19 protein-coding genes are annotated in these 19,048 nt (G+C 59.0%); 9 read left to right on the forward strand and 10 right to left on the reverse strand.

The window, feature by feature from the left end:
* Positions 1-74: 74 nt before the first annotated feature.
* Positions 75-1,037, forward strand: a complete 963-nt coding sequence (locus CKA38_RS08475; protein ID WP_108825083.1) for a YeiH family protein — start codon at positions 75-77, stop codon at positions 1,035-1,037.
* 250 nt (positions 1,038-1,287) lie between these two features.
* Here the strand turns inward: CKA38_RS08475 and CKA38_RS08480 are convergent, their stop codons facing one another.
* The 4 genes from CKA38_RS08480 to CKA38_RS08495 all read right to left on the reverse strand — a co-directional run bounded on the left by CKA38_RS08480 (position 1,288) and on the right by CKA38_RS08495 (position 4,330).
* Entirely contained in the window at positions 1,288-2,316 is a 1,029-nt protein-coding gene (locus CKA38_RS08480) for an FRG domain-containing protein (protein WP_108825084.1), read from the reverse strand.
* A gap of 206 nt (positions 2,317-2,522) precedes the next feature.
* The gene (locus tag CKA38_RS08485) at positions 2,523-3,113 is read right to left on the reverse strand and encodes an HD domain-containing protein (RefSeq protein WP_108825085.1); all 591 of its coding nucleotides are present in this window, start codon (positions 3,111-3,113) and stop codon (positions 2,523-2,525) included.
* A gap of 156 nt (positions 3,114-3,269) precedes the next feature.
* Positions 3,270-3,839 (reverse strand): hypothetical protein, encoded by a 570-nt coding sequence (locus CKA38_RS08490; RefSeq protein ID WP_108825086.1) that lies wholly within the window; start codon positions 3,837-3,839, stop codon positions 3,270-3,272.
* Entirely contained in the window at positions 3,836-4,330 is a 495-nt protein-coding gene (locus tag CKA38_RS08495) for a hypothetical protein (protein WP_152032746.1), read from the reverse strand. Before CKA38_RS08495 ends, CKA38_RS08490 begins: the two co-directional genes overlap by 4 nt.
* A gap of 291 nt (positions 4,331-4,621) precedes the next feature.
* On the opposite strand from CKA38_RS08495, the gene CKA38_RS08500 reads away from it, so the two are divergent.
* Positions 4,622-5,173: an outer membrane beta-barrel protein gene (locus CKA38_RS08500; RefSeq protein ID WP_108825088.1), complete on the forward strand. Its 552-nt coding sequence runs from the start codon at positions 4,622-4,624 to the stop codon at positions 5,171-5,173.
* A gap of 413 nt (positions 5,174-5,586) precedes the next feature.
* Here the strand turns inward: CKA38_RS08500 and CKA38_RS16370 are convergent, their stop codons facing one another.
* Positions 5,587-5,727 (reverse strand): hypothetical protein, encoded by a 141-nt coding sequence (locus CKA38_RS16370; RefSeq protein ID WP_236918969.1) that lies wholly within the window; start codon positions 5,725-5,727, stop codon positions 5,587-5,589.
* A 75-nt stretch (positions 5,728-5,802) separates the two neighbouring features.
* Between CKA38_RS16370 and CKA38_RS08505 the strand changes: the two genes are divergently transcribed.
* The 5 genes from CKA38_RS08505 to CKA38_RS08525 all read left to right on the forward strand — a co-directional run bounded on the left by CKA38_RS08505 (position 5,803) and on the right by CKA38_RS08525 (position 10,279).
* The gene (locus CKA38_RS08505) at positions 5,803-6,627 is read left to right on the forward strand and encodes a sensor histidine kinase (RefSeq protein WP_236918970.1); all 825 of its coding nucleotides are present in this window, start codon (positions 5,803-5,805) and stop codon (positions 6,625-6,627) included.
* Entirely contained in the window at positions 6,624-7,373 is a 750-nt protein-coding gene (locus CKA38_RS08510) for a LytR/AlgR family response regulator transcription factor (protein WP_236918971.1), read from the forward strand. Before CKA38_RS08505 ends, CKA38_RS08510 begins: the two co-directional genes overlap by 4 nt.
* A gap of 70 nt (positions 7,374-7,443) precedes the next feature.
* Entirely contained in the window at positions 7,444-8,154 is a 711-nt protein-coding gene (locus CKA38_RS08515; protein ID WP_108825090.1) for a YrbL family protein, read from the forward strand.
* Positions 8,155-8,212: 58 nt separating this feature from the next.
* Positions 8,213-8,983: an ABC transporter ATP-binding protein gene (locus CKA38_RS08520; RefSeq protein ID WP_108825091.1), complete on the forward strand. Its 771-nt coding sequence runs from the start codon at positions 8,213-8,215 to the stop codon at positions 8,981-8,983.
* Between the two features lie 87 nt (positions 8,984-9,070).
* Positions 9,071-10,279: an ABC transporter permease gene (locus tag CKA38_RS08525; RefSeq protein ID WP_108825092.1), complete on the forward strand. Its 1,209-nt coding sequence runs from the start codon at positions 9,071-9,073 to the stop codon at positions 10,277-10,279.
* 25 nt (positions 10,280-10,304) lie between these two features.
* On the opposite strand, the gene nadB is transcribed toward CKA38_RS08525, so the two are convergent.
* Together nadB and clcA are read right to left on the reverse strand one after the other, a co-directional pair.
* On the reverse strand, positions 10,305-11,936 hold the full coding sequence (nadB, locus tag CKA38_RS08530; RefSeq protein WP_108825093.1) for an L-aspartate oxidase: 1,632 nt from the start codon (positions 11,934-11,936) through the stop codon (positions 10,305-10,307).
* A 58-nt stretch (positions 11,937-11,994) separates the two neighbouring features.
* A complete protein-coding gene (gene clcA, locus CKA38_RS08535) occupies positions 11,995-13,350 on the reverse strand; it encodes a H(+)/Cl(-) exchange transporter ClcA (protein ID WP_161554807.1) in 1,356 nt (451 codons plus the stop codon).
* A gap of 491 nt (positions 13,351-13,841) precedes the next feature.
* Between clcA and CKA38_RS08540 the strand changes: the two genes are divergently transcribed.
* On the forward strand, positions 13,842-14,744 hold the full coding sequence (locus CKA38_RS08540) for a hypothetical protein (RefSeq protein WP_152032748.1): 903 nt from the start codon (positions 13,842-13,844) through the stop codon (positions 14,742-14,744).
* Between the two features lie 53 nt (positions 14,745-14,797).
* Complete coding sequence (locus CKA38_RS08545; protein WP_152032749.1) at positions 14,798-15,319, forward strand: hypothetical protein; 522 nt, start codon at positions 14,798-14,800, stop codon at positions 15,317-15,319.
* Between the two features lie 368 nt (positions 15,320-15,687).
* Here the strand turns inward: CKA38_RS08545 and CKA38_RS08550 are convergent, their stop codons facing one another.
* The 3 genes from CKA38_RS08550 to CKA38_RS08560 are packed head-to-tail and all read right to left on the reverse strand — an operon-like array spanning position 15,688 to position 19,030.
* Positions 15,688-16,083 (reverse strand): hypothetical protein, encoded by a 396-nt coding sequence (locus tag CKA38_RS08550; RefSeq protein ID WP_108825097.1) that lies wholly within the window; start codon positions 16,081-16,083, stop codon positions 15,688-15,690.
* Positions 16,084-16,085: 2 nt separating this feature from the next.
* Positions 16,086-18,467, reverse strand: a complete 2,382-nt coding sequence (locus CKA38_RS08555) for a YfbK domain-containing protein (protein ID WP_108825098.1) — start codon at positions 18,465-18,467, stop codon at positions 16,086-16,088.
* A 20-nt stretch (positions 18,468-18,487) separates the two neighbouring features.
* Positions 18,488-19,030 (reverse strand): RNA polymerase sigma factor, encoded by a 543-nt coding sequence (locus tag CKA38_RS08560; RefSeq protein ID WP_108825099.1) that lies wholly within the window; start codon positions 19,028-19,030, stop codon positions 18,488-18,490.
* Positions 19,031-19,048 lie beyond the last annotated feature (18 nt).

Genomic DNA, 19,048 nt, shown 5'->3' on the forward strand with positions numbered 1-19,048 from the left:
GTTTGCGGGCCTCGAAAACTTGCGGCAAACCTGTCGCTTGTCTTTCCGCCCGCCCGCGCAATAGTCGGCGTCTTGTGAACGCCACTCTCCACAAGACGGCAGCTTATGTCGCACTCGTCGCCGGACTCGCCGCCTGCTACTGGGTCAATAGCGCGTGGGCGTTGCTCATCGGAATCGTGATCGGCCTTGCGCGACTCAATCCCGTTCCCCAACTCACAAAACCCCTCTCGACGAAACTCCTCCAGGCGTCCGTCATCGGGCTCGGCGCCGGCATGAACCTCGCCGTCCTCATCCGCGTTGGCGCAAGCGGCGTCCTCTACACCATCGTCGGCATCGCGCTTGCGTTTGCCCTCGGGATTTTTCTCGGGCGTCGCGCAAAAGTTCCGCGCGACATCACCCTGCTCATCACCGGCGGCACTGCGATTTGCGGCGGCAGCGCCATCGCGGCCATCGCAGGTGTCATCCGGCCAAAATCCGAGGACGCCACCGTCGCCCTCGCCACGGTTTTCCTGCTCAACGCGGCCGCGCTCTTCATCTTTCCCGCGCTCGGACATTTTTTCAAACTCGACCCGCAAGCCTTCGGCCTCTGGTCCGCGCTAGCCATTCACGACACCAGCTCCGTTGTCGGCGCCGCCGGCAACTACGACCCCGAATCGCTCCCCGTTGCAACAACCGTCAAGCTCACCCGCGCCCTCTGGATCGCGCCGCTCTCCCTCGTCATCGGCTGGGCGGTTTCCCGCAACAAGAACAAGGATGCGACCGCGACACGCCGCCGCCCGCCGATCCCGTGGTTTATCTTCGGGTTCATCGCCGCCGCGGCCGTTGTCACCTGGATTCCGCCGCTGGCCGACGCGGGGCGGGAAGTGGCCGCTTTCTCGCGACGGCTGCTTGTTCTCACGCTTTTTCTTATCGGCGCAAATCTGACGCCCGCCGCGCTCCGCGCCGTCGGCGTCCGCCCGCTCGTCCTCGGCGTCACCCTATGGTTCGCCGTTTCCGCGCTCACGCTTCTCGCAATCAACTTCGGTTGGATTCGGTGAGGGGTTTCCGGGGAGAGGTGGCTGCGCACGTTCGAGATATTGAATTCGCAAGATACGGGCATGCGCTCAGAAGAGTATTTCTATATTTTTTCAATCAATAATAATCCCCTAGGCTCTTTTCTTTGTCTTTTCTTTTTGACTTGATGTGCCTGCGGAAACGACGCGAGTCGGACAGCTCCGATGACAACTCCGGCACGGTGCCGGAAAACGGAACGCTGTTCGACTCCTCTTCATCCATGACAACACATGTTCACATCTCTCCAAAACGATTCTTAGGTCGCCTTATTTTGCTTCGAATTATCTCGGCAGTGCTCTCCATCTGCGGGAAGACCGTTGCTTTATTGATATTTAATCGTTCGAGTTGCTGAAGAATCGGTTTCTTGGAACTACTTCGGATGATTATCCTATTTGTTTCTATTCCGCTGTGCCCAGTATAGCATAACTCATCGAGAATACCAAAAAGTAAAAATGCGCCTGATTGAGCAATAACACGTTGGTTACTCATCTTGGGCCGAATGCAAAAAACTTTATTGAAATCCCGAGGATCCATTAGTGGTTCAAAATACGATTTCTCCTCTCTAATAAAATGCAACAAGCGTCGAGTGTTTTCATTAAAGGCTTTGACTATTTTCAGGCGGTTTTTCCTGTGCGTGTTGATTGCCTCAACATTCATTAGTGATCCTTGTGTTCTAAATCGATTGTCCCACTCTGTTTGATATCGATTAATTTCAGTTTCGAAATCCTTGCGGCCACACTCGCCAACGACATGCAACTCCTCACGTTCTGCCTCACTTAATCGGGCTAAGTTAGAAAGACAACTTACTGTATCTCCGTTAAATGGCTTTATGAGCTCATCTTTAATGGCCATTAACACAATAGCGCCATCTTTGTCTGCAGTTCTGTCTATTTTGTCGTATTCTTCGCAGGCAAAATACAGCGCGATCAAGGGATTGGACGTTATATCAAGAATGCGCGTGGGCACTTTGTAATGTTGCATCCTGACGAGCTTTTCAAAAGCAGAAGCATCATCTTGAAAATCAGTAGGGCACATCGCCAACGCTTCATTGTAAATATCGCATTCGAATTCTTTGAATCCATTCCGGTAGACGGACGGTTGTAGATTCCAATCATAAATTTCGTGCCCCCGAAAAAAAACCTCTCCGTTTTTTGGGCTTAGGTTTTCAACCAATGCGATGAATTCTTGGACGGTTGTGGCAACGCGTGTGTTTGCAGAATAAGTTACCACCGATGATGCGTGGGAAAGATGGGGGTGTTTCATGATAAAAGCTCGAATTTTTGTTAGTAAAATTCTTTGTAGCAAACAAACAATTATCCTCCCGCACAAGACGCCCCATACGCGTATCGCTTATTCTCCGTGACCATGAAAAATGGAAGGGGGCAGATTGCCACCTTCCGTTTTCCCTTATTATTGTATATTGTGATACGCGAAGTATTTTGGAGATGAGGTAGACTTGGTCGTCCGCACTACTTCAGGTGGCCGGCGGCGATGGCGTCGGCCAGCATTTTTTCGGCGTAGGCCCAGAGTGTCGCGGAGCCTTCGGCGATGTGCTTGTTGCGCGCGATGACGCGGTCGCTCGTGATGCCGTGCTTTTTCCACGCGGCGCCCTCGGTCAGGCAGTTGAGGAGCATCGGTTGGAAGCGGTCAACGGCGGCGGCGAATTTCGCCTCGGGCGTTTCGCGCGCCTCGAACTCGTCCCAGAGCGCGCGGTATTCGGCGTTTTGCGGCGCGGGGAGCATGCCGAAAATACGGTCGGCTGCGACGGCTTCGCGTTCGTGTTGGTCGGCCATGCCGGCGGTGTCGTAGGCGAAGGTGTCGCCCGCGTCGATTTCGACGAGGTCGTGAATGGTGACCATTTTCAGGACGCGCAGGAGGTCGATGTCCGGCGTGTTGCTGTGCTCGGCGAGGATCACGACGAGAAGCGCGAGGTGCCATGAATGCTCGGCGTCGTTTTCGGCGCGCCGACTTTGCGTGCAGATGGTCTGGCGAAAAATTTCCTTGAGCTTGTCTGCTTCGATAATGAAGCGGATTTGTTGCGTGATGCGTGTGAGATCCATGAGGGGAAAGGCTGAAAGACTGAAGGACTGAAAGGCTGAAGGAGGATGGAAGACAGAACTATGGAAGGTAGAATGTGGGAGTCTGGAAGCTAAAGGTGGAGGGCCGGCGGACCAGCCCCGCCAAAGTTCCGATTTTCACCCTTCACCAGTCACCCTTCACTCTTCCGCGCGAAGCGCGGCTTTCCGTGCTTTGAGGTGGGTGATGAGGTAGTTGTCGGGGCCGGCGTCCTTGTAGGCGGTATACCAGAGGTCGCCGAGCATTTTGGCGCCGCGAAGGAGCTGGTTTTCGAGGAGCGCGCGGCCTTCCTTGGACTGCGGTTGCGCGGGGTCGAGCTTGCCGGCTTTTTCATAGATGTAGATTTGCTCGACGACGGGAGTCTGGCTCCCGATGTAGTCGAGGATTTGCACGAAGATCGGGTCGCGTCCGGCGGGGTCGTTGGGGACGTTGGAGAGGCGCGCGGCGGGTTTGGCGCGGTCGGCGATCATGGCGGCGTTGATGCCGCCGGTTTTTCTGAAGAGACCACTGTCGATCCAGCTATGGATGGTGCGCGCTTTTGTGTAGCCGTTGGGGTTGTCGCCGACCCAGCCGTTGAAGTGTTTTGTGATATGGAGCGGCTGGCAGCCGTCGCCGACGTAGTGGCCCATCGTGCCCATGACGTAGAGGATGTTGGCCTTGGCCTGCGCGATTTCCTCCGCGGTGCCGCCGTGCTCCTCGTAGGCTTTCAAGTAGGAGAAGCCGGACTTGAGCTTGCCGTAGTTTTCGGCGATGGCCCAGGGATGAACCCGGGGTAGGCGCGCGTGGCGTCGCGGTTTCGGGCGGGGTCGATTTTGGGGAGCTTGTCGGCGTGGATGTCGCGGGCGCGGGTGAGTTCGCTCACGAAGACGTAGCGGAATTGAGGGAGATCGGCGAACTTGATGCCGAGGGGCTCCATGTCCTCGACGTCGAAGAAGTGCTCGATTTGGTTGATGTGGCGGATGGAGGGATCGTAGGAGTTGCGCCAGCGGTCGGGCTCGCCCGCGAGGAAGCCTATGCGTTCGCGCGCCTCGGGTGTGTGGAGAAACGCGGGCGCGTCGGCGGGCAGCGAGTCAAGCGCGATGAGGTTGATGGCGCGGTGGCTCTCGTAGTCCCACGCGCGCGCCGTGGCGGAGAGAAAAAACGGGAGTGCGAGGAGGGCTGCCAGAGGTGCGACACGGGTGATTTTTTCGAGAGTATGCATGGGGAAATACAAGGCAAATTGCGCGCGGCGCGCGAGCAGAATTGCCGGGCCAGAATTGCTGTGCTCCCAAAAAAACGGGGCGCGATAATGCTCCGTTCGCGGGAGAACGTTCGCCGTTCGTATTCGGCGTGCGACCGTTCGTGAACTCTTTGTCGCGACAGCGTGTTCGGTTGCCATCAATTGCGCACATCGGCGGCCGGTCACACGGCTTCCCTGAAGCATAATAACCTGCCCCGCGCGGGGTTCTCGAGAGTTTCCGCGCGGGCCTTAAAACAGAACACAAAGACAGCCATGAAAAAACAAATCGCACTCTCAATCCTAGCAATCGCGTTTGCCGGCTCGGCTTTCGCACAACTGAGCGGGGATGTCTCGACGCGTCCCGTCAGTTATTACGTGGAACCCTCGGTTTTTTGGGTTCCATCCAACAATGGTCTTGATGATGGTTTCGGCGGCGCGATTTCCGGCGGCGTCATTCTCTACAATCACCATCAGGTCGGCCTCGACTTCGCCTACTTCGAGGCGGACTACGACAAGGGGCCGGGCAAGATGAAGTTTATGCCGCTCACCACCAGCTACCAATACCTGATTCCCTTCGGAAAATGTTTCCAGGCGCGCGCGGGCGTCCATGTCGGCGCGATGTTTGAAAAGAGCAAGGACCAGCCGGGCATCCGCAACAAGAACCGCACGGCGTTCACCGGCGGCGCGTCGCTCGGGCTCGACTGGGTGATTAACAAAAACGTTTCCGTGGGCGTCGGCGGCAAGTGGCTGTATGTCGACGAAACCAACGACCTGCGCGAGCGCAACATGGCCCTCGTGGGTCTCAACTGCGCGGTGAAGTTCTAATTTGTCTATCGGTTTCCGCAGCGGTCTTCAGCTGCGTTTGGTATAGCATGGATAGCGCCCGGGCTCCCTCGCAAAAGAGCATTGTAGGAGAGACATAACGCTCAAACGAGTAACAGGAGCCCGGGTTAGCTTTTTTTTAGCATGGCAAAATAAGTTTTTAGTCCCGTAGTTTCCCCAACCTCGTTTGCGATTTCCCCCTCGCACAGCATTCGCAATCCCATCATGGCAACCACAACACAACCAAACACGCCCGAGACGGACTGCTGCGCGCAGCCGTTCGATCCGACGGCGCGTCGCGACTACATTCGGTTTCAGTTTTGCTTGTGGGGCTTTTTTTTGCTTCTCAGTTTCATACACTTCACATGGGACGGCACGCCGACGGAATACAGGTCTTACATAGCCGGCATAAAAGTCTATGAGACCCTCATGATGGCGACCTGCTCGCACATCATCTGGCTGGTGGCGCGCAAGCGCAGGTGGTTCTCGCGGACCAAGCCGCTGAGGGTTCGCGTTTCGGTGATATGCCTGCTCGCCTCGACCGCCGTTCTGGCCATCTCGGCCCCCTTATTTGGAAGCTCAACAGCATCGCCAGAAGCGAGGGCGCCGTTGAGCACAACTTATTTTTCATATTGTTCCTGAACTGGATCGGCATTGCGGTGGGGCTTACGATCTGGGGCGGCTTGTATAGCGCCTATTATTATCAGGCGCGAACCCGCTACCTCGAAACCGAGCGCGCCCGCTTGCTCGCCGCCAGTCGCGAGGCGCAACTCATGACGCTCAAGGGCCAGCTCAATCCGCATTTTCTGTTCAACAGCCTCAACACATTGCGCGCGCTCATACAGCGCGAGCCCAAGGCGGCGCGCGACGCGGTCACGCACCTGGCCGACATGATGCGCTACTCGCTCACACTCTCTGATTTTCCGATCATCCCGCTCGCGGCCGAGCTCAACTTCGTGAACGACTACCTCGCGCTCGAGCATCTGCGCCACGAGGACCGGCTTCGCATCAAGCAACGAATCGCGCCGGAGGCGCTGCGCGAAAACATTCCTCCCATGCTTCTGCTCACGCTTGTTGAAAACGCCGTCAAGCACGGCCTCAACCAGCGCAGCGGGGGCATCGACGTGGTATGCGAAATCTGGCTTGAGCCGCCCGCCGGCGACGCCGGGGCCGACAACGCGAAAATGATTCATCTGCGCGTCACCAACCAGGGATTTCTCGTGCTGGCGGACAAGCCTGTCGGCGAGGACGCGCCGCCCACGACCGGCACGGGCTTGCGCAACATCAGCGAACGGCTCCGCCTTCTCTACGGCGACCGCGCGTCGCTTGCCGTTTCGCAACAGGAGGATCATGTGGTCGCCGAGGTCGTGCTCCCCGCCGTGCCCGCATCGGCCAACGGGGTCGACTTCCTGATCGCCGGCGAGAAACCCGCTTTAAATCCCGACACACAGCCATGATCAAAGCCCTCATCATCGACGACGAACGTCTCGCGCGCGCCGAGTTGCGCGACCTGCTCCAGGCCCATCCCGAAGTGGACATTGTGGGCGAGGCGGGCAACGCTGCGCAGGCGCGCGAACTCATCGCAAAACACAAACCCTCGCTCATCTTTCTCGACGTGCAAATGCCCGAGGAAACCGGCTTCGACCTGCTCGTCTCGCTCGGTGAAAATGCGCCGCGAGTCATCTTCACCACGGCATACGATTCGCATGCGCTGCGCGCGTTCGAGTTTGCCGCCAAGGATTATCTTTTGAAGCCCATCTCGCCCGCGCGCCTGGCGACGGCCATCGACCGCCTCGTGCCCGACGACCACGCCGCCGCGGATGATTCCCCCTCGCCCGACGACCCTGCGGGTGCTTCCGCGCCGACGTTCGGCGCAAGCGACCGCATCCTTGTCGGCGACGGTGATCATCTCGCGTTTGTCGTGGTCGAGAGCATTCGCGGCGCCGAGTCGATCGGCGCGCACACGGTGCTTTGGCTCGATAAAGGCACGGCCGTCGTCAAACGCTCCCTCAGCTCGCTTGAGGCGCGCTTGCCGGCCGCGCTCTTTTTTCGTGCCAACCGCGCCCAGCTCATCAACCTCCGGCACATCACCGCGGTGGAACCCTGGTTTAGCGGCAGCCTCATGATCACCCTGGACAACGGCAAAAAAATCGACCTTTCGCGGCGACAGGCCCGCCTCTTCCGGGAACGACAAACCCTTTGACGCGCCCCCCGGCGATGGGGTAATCAAATGGTTTCAATTTGTTGCCTGAGAAAAAGCCTCCGCCGCATAAATGTCACAAGACATCACACATCTGCCTTTAAAACTGAGCCATCGCACCCCGATTGCAGTGGGCGGGCACCGCATGATCTACGCGCACCCGCACAACGATTCGCTTGTGCTGAAAGTGCCGAAGCCGGAGTTCCGGCAAAGGACGCAGGCCTCGCAATCATTTTGGCGGCGTCATTTTGACCGTTTCAAATATTACAGCGACACCGCGCGCGAGGCCATCGAGCATATGGCATGTTACGCGGCAAACGAGGCGCGGCCTCCTTTCTTGCAGCGTTTTTATGGATTTTTGGAAACCGATTTGGGCCTCGCCTCGGTGAGCGGAGCCGAGCGCGACGAGGAAGGAAACTACGCGCTGAATTTCACGCAGATCATCAAGCAGGGAAAGTTCGACAAAAAAGTGCGCGCCGCGTTGGAGGAGTTTGCCGTGGCGTTTGTCGCCAACGACGTCGTGGTGGGCGATCTGCGCCCGGATAACATGGTGTATTCCTTTGATCGCGAAACGAGCCGCATGCGCTTTGTGATAATCGACGGCATCGGCGATAAAAACGCCATCAAGCTTTGCAGCTATTTCCGTTTCTACAACCGGATGTCCAAGCGCAAAAGAATCAAGTTCCTGAGGAAGCAAATAAACTGGCTGCTCTCGGAGAACGCCGGGGCGAAAAATGAGATCGAGCGCGTGGATGACCGCGCGATGAGTTCGATGACCTCGTGAAACACCGGCGCGCCGTCGCGCGCCGGTCGCATAAATTACACTCGCGCTTTTTGCCGGCATGAGCGACAGTATTCGCGCAAAACGCATCCGCCGCACACCCATGCTCACCGTCCGCAATCTCACCAAAAGTTTCACAACGCCCGAGGGCGCCAAGGTGCGTGTCATCGACGTGGCGGACTTCCACATCGATCCCGGCGACCAGATCGCGTTGCGCGGCGAAAGCGGATCGGGCAAGACCACATTTCTGCACCTCATCGCCGGAATCCTGCGCCCCAACAGCGGCGTCATCACAATCGACGGCGTCGAGATGACCGCGCTCGGCGAGTCGCGACGCGACGCCCTCCGCGCTGCCAAGATCGGCTACATTTTCCAGGCGTTCAATTTGCTGCAAGGGCACACGGTCCTTGAAAATGTCCTGCTCGGCATGTCGTTCGCGCCGGGCGGGGCGGACGGCGTCCGCGCGCGCGCGATGCTCGACCGCGTGGGCCTTTCGCACCGCCTGCAACATTTTCCGCGCGAGCTTTCGACCGGGCAGCAGCAGCGCGTCGCCGTGGCGCGCGCGCTCGCGAACCGCCCCAAGCTCGTCATCGCCGACGAGCCGACCGGCAACCTCGACAACCGCAACACCGCCGGCGCGCTTGATCTCATGAAGGACACTTGCCGCGAGTGCGGCGCGGCGCTCCTCCTCGTGAGCCATGACGACGCCACGCTCGCGCGCTTCGACAACGTGCGCGACTTCACCGAAATCAACCGCATGGACAACGCCTCGCGCACTCCCTGGGGCCAGCCGCGCAAATCCGGCGAGGCACCCTCGCGCATCGTGGAATAAAAAACACGGCATGAACAGAATCACATATCAGGCAGGGCGAAGCCTCGGAATGCATTCCGCATTCCGCATTTCGCATCCCGCATTCAAATGACCATCCCGCTCATCATTTACCGCAGCCTCCGCCAGCACGCGCTTTCGACGCTTGTCACCGCGGCCAGCATCGCGCTGGCGACCGGCCTGCTCATGACGGTGTGGATGGTGAGGGCGCAATCGCAACGCGCGTTCTTGGAGACCAGCACGAGTTTCGACGGCGTGCTCGCCGCGCGCGGTTCGGAATTGCAGATCGTGCTCAACGCCATTTTTCACATGGAGTCCTCGCCCGGAAACATTTCGGTCGCCGACTACGAGCGGGTCAAAAAACATCCCGCGGTGAAGGCGGCCATACCGGTCGCCACCGGTGACAATCACAAGGGCTGGCGCATCGTTGGCACGGTGCCGGAACTGTTCACGGATGTGGAATACACGAGCGGGAAAAAATTCGCGCTCGCGCATGGAAAAGTTTTTTCGCCGGGCGCGCATTCGCGCGAGGCGCTGGCCGGCAGTTTCGCGGCCGCGCAACTCGGGCTCTCCGTCGGCTCGGTGTTTCGCCCTAGTCACGGCCTCGCCCATGCGCCCGATCGCGAGCACGACGAGGAATACAGGATCACCGGCGTCCTCGCGCCGACCAACACGCCCGCCGACCGCGTGATCTGGATTCCGCTCGAGGGCGTGCAACACATGGCGGGGCACGCCGAGTCGTCGCGCTCGGAGTTGAGCGCGGTGCTTGTGCAGCTGCGCGCGCCGTCGGCGGGATTTGCGCTCGACCAGTATTACAACAAGCAGGGCGAGCGCCTCACGTTTGCCTATCCGACGAGCGCGATCATCGCGGATTTTTTCAACAAGATCGGCTGGTTTGACCGCGTGCTGGCGCTGGTGGCGTTTGTTGTCGTCCTAGTCGCGGCGGGCTCCGTGCTCGCGAGCATCTACGCGTCGATGAGCACGAGGCAGCGCGACATCGCGATCCTGCGCGCGCTTGGCGCCCGTCGCGGCACGGTGTTTGGCGGCATGGTGCTGGAGGCGATGGTGATTGGCGCGCTCGGCGCGGCGTGCGGCTTTGCCATATATTTTGTGTTGATGACGGGCGCGGCGGAATTGATTCGCGAGCAAACGGGCGTCGTCATTTCCGTGGCCGCGTGGCATGCGGTTCTGGTGTGGTGCCCGCTCGGCATGATCGCGCTCGGCGCGCTCGGCGGAATCATCCCCGCGGTAAAGGCCTACCGCGTGCCCGTGGCCGAAACACTCTCGCCATTGTCGTGACGCGGCGGCCGGCGCCCCGGGCGCTTCAGGCCTTCATCTGGCGGGGATTTCCGCTTCTGCTGCGCGCGCGGGAGTCGCGCGCGGTTTTCAGTTTTCTCGGGTAATCGACGATCGCGTGCAGTCCGCGGCTTTCCTTACGCTGCTGCGCGCACTTCACGACGAGTTCGGCGACTTGTATCAAGTTGCGCAGTTCGAGCAGGCGCGAATCGACGGAAAAATTCCAGTAATACTCGTGCGTTTCGTGCGCGAGGTTGGCGATGCGGCGCCGGGCGCGCGCGAGCCGCTTCGATGTGCGCAGGATGCTCACGTAATCCCACATCGTGGAGCGAAGCTCGTCCCAGTTGTGCGAGATGACCACGCGCTCGTCCTCGTCGCCGCCGCCGAGGTCGCGCCACGCGGGAATCTTCGGGCTCGCGGCGCGTTTGCGCTTTTCGCGCTGGAGCGCGCCGATGTATTTGATGACGGAAAGCGCGCCGCGATGCGCGAGCACGACGGCCTCGAGCAGCGAATTGCTGGCGAGCCGGTTCGCGCCGTGCAGGCCGGTGCAGGCCACCTCGCCGCAGGCGTAGAGCCCGGGCAGCGAGGTTTCGGCGGAGAGATTGGTGGCCACGCCTCCGCAAGTGTAGTGCGCGGCGGGCACGACGGGGATTTTATCGCGGGAGATGTCGATGCCGAGCGCGAGGCATGTCTCAAAAATTTGCGGGAATCGACCGCGCAGAAACGCCCTGTCGCGATGCGTGATGTCGAGCCACACATGGGGCGCGCCGGATTTTTTCATCTCGGCGTCGATGGCGCGCGCCACGATGTCGCGCGGCGCGAGGTCGGCCATTTTGTGGTAGCGTTTCATGAACGCCACACCATCGGCATTGCGCAGGATCGCGCCCTCGCCGCGCACCGCCTCGCTGATAAGAAAGCGCTCGCCTTTCAGCGAGTAGAGCGCGGTCGGGTGAAACTGGATGAACTCCATGTTGCGCACCTCGACGCCCGCGCGATACGCCATCGCGATGCCGTCGCCCGTGGCGATGCCGGGATTTGTCGTGTAGCGGTAGACCTGGCCCGCGCCGCCGGTCGAGAGCACGACGACGGGCGCGTGAAACGCCTCGACGCGGCGCTTGCGCACATTGAGCGCGTAGAGGCCGGCGATGCGATTGGCGCCGCCGAGCCGGAGCTTGCCCGATGTGACGACGTCGATTGCAAAAAAGTGCTCGAGCAGCTTGATGCGTTTTTCGTTCGCGATCGCGCGCAGCAGCGCCTCCTCGACCGCCTTGCCGGTCATGTCCTTGACGTGCAGGATGCGCCGCGCGCTGTGGCCGCCCTCGCGCCCGAGGTCGAACGCGCCCGATTTGTCGCGCGAAAACTCCAGCCCCAAGTCGATCAACTCGCGGACGCGCTCGGGGCCGTCGCGGACGATTTCGCGCACGGCCTTTTCGTTGCACAACCCGTCGCCCGCCACGAGCGTGTCGCGCACATGCGCCTCGAAGTCGTCCGTTTGCGACATCACGACGGCGATGCCGCCCTGCGCGTGGTTGGTGTTGGACTCGGCCTTGTTTTTCTTGGTGAGAAGCGCCACCGAGAGGCCGGCGCGCGCGGTTTTCAGCGCAAAGCTCAGCCCGGCGATTCCGGTGCCGACAACAAGGACGTCGAAGTTATGAGTCATGGATCAAGGTTTTCAAACAAGATGCCTCCCTAAAATGGCGCGGCAGAAAAGACAAAAATCACGCGGCGGGTGCGATTTCAGCGGACTTTTCCAGCGCGCGCAGGCGCAACGATTCGTAGATCGGCGCGCAATTCATCGCCTCGGCCACGCCGTATGCGATCAGCGAGCAGGTCAGCACCGGCAGCATAAAATCGTATTTTCCGGTCAGCTCGATAATCAGCACCATGCTCGTGAGCGGCGCGCGCACGATGGCCGTCAGCAGTCCTCCCATGCCAATCACCGCAAAAATTTCCGGATGCTCGACAAGCGGGGGCCACACTTGATGCACCGCGTGTCCCGTTCCGAGCCCGACGAGCGCGCCGATTACAAGCAGCGGCGCGAAAATGCCGCCCGCCGCGCCCGAGCCAAAGCTCCACATCGTCAGCGCAAAACGCGCCAGCATCATCAGGGTGATGACGCCGATCACTTTGAGCCCGCCGCCCAGCGCGTGCTCGGCGAGATGCGAACCCGATCCGACTACATCGGGGCAAATCCATGCCGCGATCCCGACCACCGCGCCCGCAAGCGCGCCGATTGCGATCACGGGCCAGCGGCGCGCACGCAGACCGTCGAACCAGTCCAGGCTGCGAAGCAGCACTTTGTTGAACGCCACGCCGCCAAACCCGCACACCAGGCCGAGCACGGCGGCGAGCGGTAGCGCGGCCAGCGTGGGCGCGGCGATGCTTGGTGTGGCAAAAACAGGCGACGCGCCGAGAAGCAGACGGCACACAATGTCCGCGACAACCGACGACACAAAAGCGGCCACAAACAGCACCGGCGCAAAAACGCCGTGCAGTTCCTCGAGCACAAACATGACGCCCGCGAGAGGCGCGTTGAACGCCGCCGACAAACCCGCCGCCGCGCCCGCGCTCATGAGCGCCTTGCGCTCGCCCTCGCCGCCGCGCACGCGAAACCACCGCGAAACCATTTGGCCCGTCGCCCCGCCCATCTGGATTGTCGGCCCCTCTCGCCCGAGCGCAAGGCCCGCGCCTATGCCGATCACACCCGCCGCGAACTTGACCGGGATCACCCGCCACCAGCACATTTCCGCCTGGTCGAGCATGACGGATTTTAAGTGTGGAATCCCGCTGCCCGAAGTTTCCGGCGCGAAACGGCGCACAAGCCACAAGGCCAGCGCGCACCCAGCCGCGCCGATGCCGACCGCCGCCAGCAAGCCGGCCGCCCAGTGCGCATTTTCCCGCAACCATGCAAGCGCTCCGGTGCGTCCGTGCTCCACCTGCATCAAGGTCCAGCGAAACGCGCATGCCAGCCCGCCCGACACCAGGCCGATGATCACCGCCTTCACAAGAATGTGACGGCGTTTGACTTGTTCCGTCTTCAGGCCGAATCCGGAGTCCTGTGTGATATGTCGCATGGTTTGCGCATCTTTAAAATGCGCGGCCGCGTGCGCAATATTTTGCGAAAATGTTTTCCATGCGGACACCCCGCCCGTGTCGGCGGCACATCCCGTCACCATCAACGGGCGTGTGTCACTCACGCGCACTTTGAAGTGGAGGTGTTCACGGTGGCGACGTCACCTCGTGTGTGGTTGAAGTCGGTTTTGTTTTCTTGGCGAGAGGCGCCATCGGAATGCCGATGCGCGTGAGTTTCAGCGCAAAGCTCATTCAATGTCGCCAACAAAGACGTTGAAATTATGACGTCATAGATCGAGGGTTTCTAAGGAAAGACGCCTTCTTAAAATGGCGCGTCAGAAGAGACAAAAAACATGCGGGGGCAGTATTATTGGGAGGGTTCCAATAAACATTCTTTCAAAAACTCATTGAGAAACAAACAAGAGCGATTCATTGTTCCGGTGTTGGCTGACACAGCCTTAATGCTTTAAATCTAAATCCCCAAATAATATCCATGTCTTGCCTTTTTAAAAGTGTGCTCCGGATGCTCGTATTATTGTCCGTGCCCATGTTTGCGGGTGCGATGCTTGCCGGGTCCCCAAAAAACGCGCCGGCGCAGGAACCTTCGTTTACCAAAGTCAAGGCGCTGCCATTTCCCGACGTCGATATCAAGCAGGTGTCACTTGATCTTGATCAAATTGAAAAACAAACTGTTTTGCTTTGCCAAAAACTCGGCAATTATCCTCCCAACATCAAGGATGACGAAGACAGGCAAGCCACTTACCGCCAGTGGGCGTATCTTGTTCCGGAAGCCCGTTTGCACAACCGTGTCTCCGGCGGAAACGAGCGCACAACCCTGTTGCTCATTCAGCTCTATCGTTACGGACACAATTTGGATGTCGCGCAAAGTGGCAGTGAGGCCGCCATACTTCTTGAAGCCGCGCTCAAACAATATACGCGTTCCATTCCAATCAATTGGGAGGCTTCCTATTTTTATCTTCAAACCAATCCGGAAAATGCGCCGAAGGGTGAAGCCGCACTGCTCAAATTGAGAGAGTTGCTCGGCACGGACAAAAACCTGGATGTCGAGCGCGGCTTAGTTTTCGCGTATATATATATGCAGCAAACGGACAATCTCATCAAACAAGTCGACCACTGCCTCGCCTTGGCGCCTAACGACAAGATGCTGCGCGACATTAAGAATGCGGCGTTGAACGGGAGGCTTTTTACGAAAAAACCGATTCTGCCCAAACTGCGGTCGCGGATGAAAAAAACAAGGCAATGCAGGATCGTTCGGACGAAAACACATGGTTTAAAAATTTTTATCGCACCCGCGACACCCGGCCGTTCGCCGCCTTTTGGGATAATCTTTGCAGGGAAAAGGTATTGGAAAATTCGCAGAGCAGTTTGCCGATAATTGCTTTTCTGAGTCAGGTGATACGACGTGATCCCTCTCTTATCAAAGGGCGCATGGATAATTTTGAAAACATGTCGGGCTCCATGATGAATGCGATTGTGGCCATCCTTTGGCTGAGCGACACCGGCGAGGGACGCGCAATCCTGAAAGCCAATAACCTTGAGGAAGCGGCCGTCCGCCCTGTGCCTGAAATTTCCAGCCATGAAATCACCGATCCGAGCGCGCTTGACTTTTGCTGGGGCTGGTTTTTCGGGACGGGCGACACCGGGGCGCTCGATCCAATTATCGCCACACTTGATTATTCACGCTACGCAGGGGCGCTTGAGAAATTCAAAACCAGCAAAAAAAACGACGAGGACAGGGATGCTGCAATGAAAGAGGCAATGTTTGGTGCCGCCTTGTGGTCGCTGCAGGTCAATGGCGCGGAGGATCAGAAGATCGCTGCCTATCTTGAGAAAAATTTCCATTCGCCCGAGACGCCTGTTGCTCGCAAAACCTACATCGCCTTCATCCTCTCAAAACTCATGCCGGAGCGTTACAAATTGAATATCACCGGCACGAAAAACGATAACTAATCCGGCGTTTTTGCACCCTCTTTTAAGAACGCATTGTTGCACTTCTCTCAATGTTCATGTCGGAGGGGCAAGAGGGATGCCCCCTGATCTGAATAGTTGCTATTGTCCTCTGGGTTCTGATGCAGGTGCGGCTCTTTGCCTGCGCCATCGGTCATGTGCCAAATGTTCGATTTTTTCGAACTCATTGGTGCGAGTTTTCCGGTAATGTGTCGATTGATTCTCGCGTTCTAGGTATCGGTAAATGCAACCAGCGGTTCGCTAACAATGGTCGCCTCGTGCTCAGCTATTTTCCGCGCGTTTTTTTGAATGCCAACACCCATAACCGGCAAAGCAGAGCGCGGGCATGGGGGCAATGAGGCGAGATCGCTTCATTGTTCAAAGCTTACTTTCATCTTGGTTGCGAGTGCGTTCACACATTGCGGGCAAACATAAAGATATGCTGATGCAGGTGAGGTGTTCGAAATCTCGCATCCCCCGAAGACAATGTCTCTCGCATGGGGAAATTCTTTTTTCGCCATGCGAGAAAAACTTAAATAATTGATTTCCTTCCTCAGGTGATTGCGAAGCCATGCTTCCGGTGCCATGAGCCCGTAGATGACCGCTACTTTCTTTTTTTCCATTGCGGTGTGATGCACTTCGCACTGGTTGCTTCCGTTGGTTGTGCAATCCAAAGTGCGCCACGGGTTCGGGGCCGCCGTCCAATAGACAAAGGCCGCAAATGCAACTGTCGCCACAGTCGGAACTATGACATACAGTTTTTTCATTTTCAGTTCGTCGCGATCTGTTTGGCGCGGCGGACGAGGTCGGTGAATTCGCCGCGGCGTTCGAGCTCGGCGCCGGTTGCGCCGGTCATGCCGGGTTCGGCCCATTCGAGGACGCTGTCGTAGGTCGCCACGCCCTTGTCGGGCGAGTTGCGAAGCAGCATCGCGAAGGCGGCGACCGAACAGGTGAACTTGAAGTCGGGACTGGCCTCGTCAAATGCCACGCCTTTGTCCTCGAGCGTGAACTCGATTTTGTTGCTCATGTCGGCACTCGGCGCCTTGTAGCGGATTTTCAGGGTGAGAAGCTCTCCCTTGAGTTCGAGCTTGGGCGCGGTGGTGACGACGGTTTGGGTCTGGTATTTGAGGGGATCGACGGTTGATGCGGGAGCGTCGGTTTCGGCGGACGTCGCAAGCGGCGCCTCCGCGGCGGATTTTGCGGGGATTACCTCGTAGAGGGCGGTGACGGTGTGGCCCGCGCCGATTTCACCGGCGTCAGCTTTGTCGTTGTTGAAATCCTCTTTCGCAAGGAGGCGTTTTTCGTATCCAATAAGCCGATACGCGGCGGCCTGCGCGGGATTGAACTCGACTTGGAGTTTCACGTCCTTGGCGATGGTGACGAGAGTGCCGGCGGTTTGCTCGACGAGGAGGCGGCGGGCCTCGGCGCGGTTGTCGATGTAGCCGTGGTTGCCGTTGCCTTTGTTGGCGAGTGTCTGGAGCCGGGAGTCCTTGAGGTTGCCCATGCCGAATCCGAGGACGGAAAGGAAGACGCCGCTTTTGGCCTTTTCCTCGATCATGGTGGCGAGCTCGTCGTTGCTGGTGACGCCGATGTTAAAATCTCCATCTGTGCAGAGAATGACGCGGTTGGCGCCCTCCTTGAGGAAGTTGGCCTTGGCAATTTCATAGGCGAGCTGGATGCCCTTGCCGCCGTTGGTGCCGCCGGTGGCGCGGAGGGCGTCGAGGGTGTCGAGGATTTTGGTTTTCTCGCTCACCGCCGTGGAGGGCAGGGCGAGGTCGATCGTGTTTGCGTAGGTGACGATGGCGATGCGGTCGCTTGGGCGCAGGCGGTTGACGAGCATGCGCATGGATTCCTTCACGAGCGGGAGTTTGTTGGGTTCGTCCATCGAGCCGGAGACATCGAGCAGGAAAACGAGGTTGGCGGGCGGGCGCGAATCGTCGGCGACTTCGCGGCCCTTGATGCCGATGCGCACGAGGCGATGCTCGGGATTCCAGGGCGCGGCGGCGACTTCCATCGTGGCGGCGAAGGGCGCGCCGCTTTCCTTCGCGGGCGGCGCGTAGTTGTAGGCGAAGTAGTTTATCATCTCCTCGACGCGCACGGCGTCGACTGGCGGGCGCTGTCCGCGATTGAGGAATCGGCGGACGTTTGTGTAGCTGGCCGTGTCGATGTCGGCGGAGAAGGTCGAGAGCGGATTTTCAGTGGTGCCGAGAAAGCCATTGTCGGCGTAGCGGGTGTAGGATTCGGCGTGGGGGTTTCGATGCGCATGAGTGCGAACACCCCATCTGGCAGTGCTAGCGGTGCCATTTGCGATGGAAAATCTGTATTTGGGATCCAAGCCGCCAACGCTAACATGACGGGCATGGTCATTGCCGAAGGTAATGCGAGGTATGTATCCGCCGACTGAGCTGCTGGGCGAATCAGTAAAAAAGTCTGTTGATGTGATGGTATTTCCGACTGTGGTTGAACTAGAGTTTGCCTGATAGGTCACCTCGCCAGTGGAAAAATGCATTCGTGGTTTGCTGGCACTTGTCACTCCGGTAGTCAAAATTGGGTCTTCCAAATGAACGTCTGCTAGTAGCGCAGTTTTTATGCCAGCATCAATGCCGGTTGGCCAAGTTGGTGCGGGGACTGCGAGTGCAGGAGCGCCGGTTGCCTCTTTCGCGCGGGATTCAGCTTCAACAGGCAGCGATACATAGATTGTCTGCTCTTTTTTCCTGGCAAGTTTTTCTGCCTGTTGGGAATCGTGCGCCGGTTTCAGAATCGTGAAAAACGCCACTGCGAAACACGCGGTCGCCAGTCCGGCGACGAGGAAATACGGGAAACGAAACGGTTTTTTCGCGCGCTTGCGCGCTTCTTGTGCCTCGGCTTCGCGGGCGGCGCGCCAGTCCTCGATTTGCTCGGGGGTGATGGGCACGGTTTTTTGCTCCGTCGCGGGTTCGGCGGCGAAGACGGTTTCGAGTTGCCCGGCGAGGGCGCGGATTTCGGCGACGGCGGCTTGCGCGGCGGGGTTGCCGGCGATTTCGGTTTCGAAGACGGCGCGTTCGGCGGCGTCCATTTCGCCGAGGGCGTAGGCGGTGAGGCGCGGGTCGTCGGCGGAGAATTGGGGCGCGGGCGTGTTGTCGGAAGAGTGGTTGTTGTCGTTGTGTTTCATTTCTGTGGCTCCCGTTGGTGTTACGATTTTTGCGCGGCGAAGTCGGCGCGGAGGCGTTGCACGGCGTTGTGGATGAGGACGCCGACGTGGCTGACCGAGAGGTCGGTGATGCGGCTGATTTCCTTGTAGCTGAATCCGTTTTGGAACTTCAGGCGGATGACCTCCTGCTGGCTGGCGGGCAGGCCGTCGATGAGGCGCAGCATGGCGGTGTGGGCCTCCTCGTGCTCGAGGGCGCGGCCGGGGCGCGGATCGTCGGTTGCGACGCGTTCGATCTGGCCTTCCTCAAAGCGGCTCATGCGGGCCTCCTTTCTAAGAATGTCGAGCGCGCGGTGGCGGCAGACAGTGAAAAGCCATTCGGCGAGATGTCCGTCCACCTCGCCAACCGGACGCTCCATGAGGCGCATGAAGGTGTCCTGCACGACGTCGCGCGCCCGGTCGGCGTCGCCGAGGAAGCGGGTGGCGTAGCGCGTGAGCGGGCCCTGGTATTCGTTGACGATTGCGCGCGCAAAGTCGTTCGCATTTGTGGTGCGTGATTGCTCATGGTTGGATGGCTCCGGTTTCATTGTTGGGGTCGGTGGATG

It is taken from the genome of Ereboglobus luteus (assembly GCF_003096195.1).
GTDB classification, from domain to species: domain Bacteria; phylum Verrucomicrobiota; class Verrucomicrobiia; order Opitutales; family Opitutaceae; genus Ereboglobus; species Ereboglobus luteus.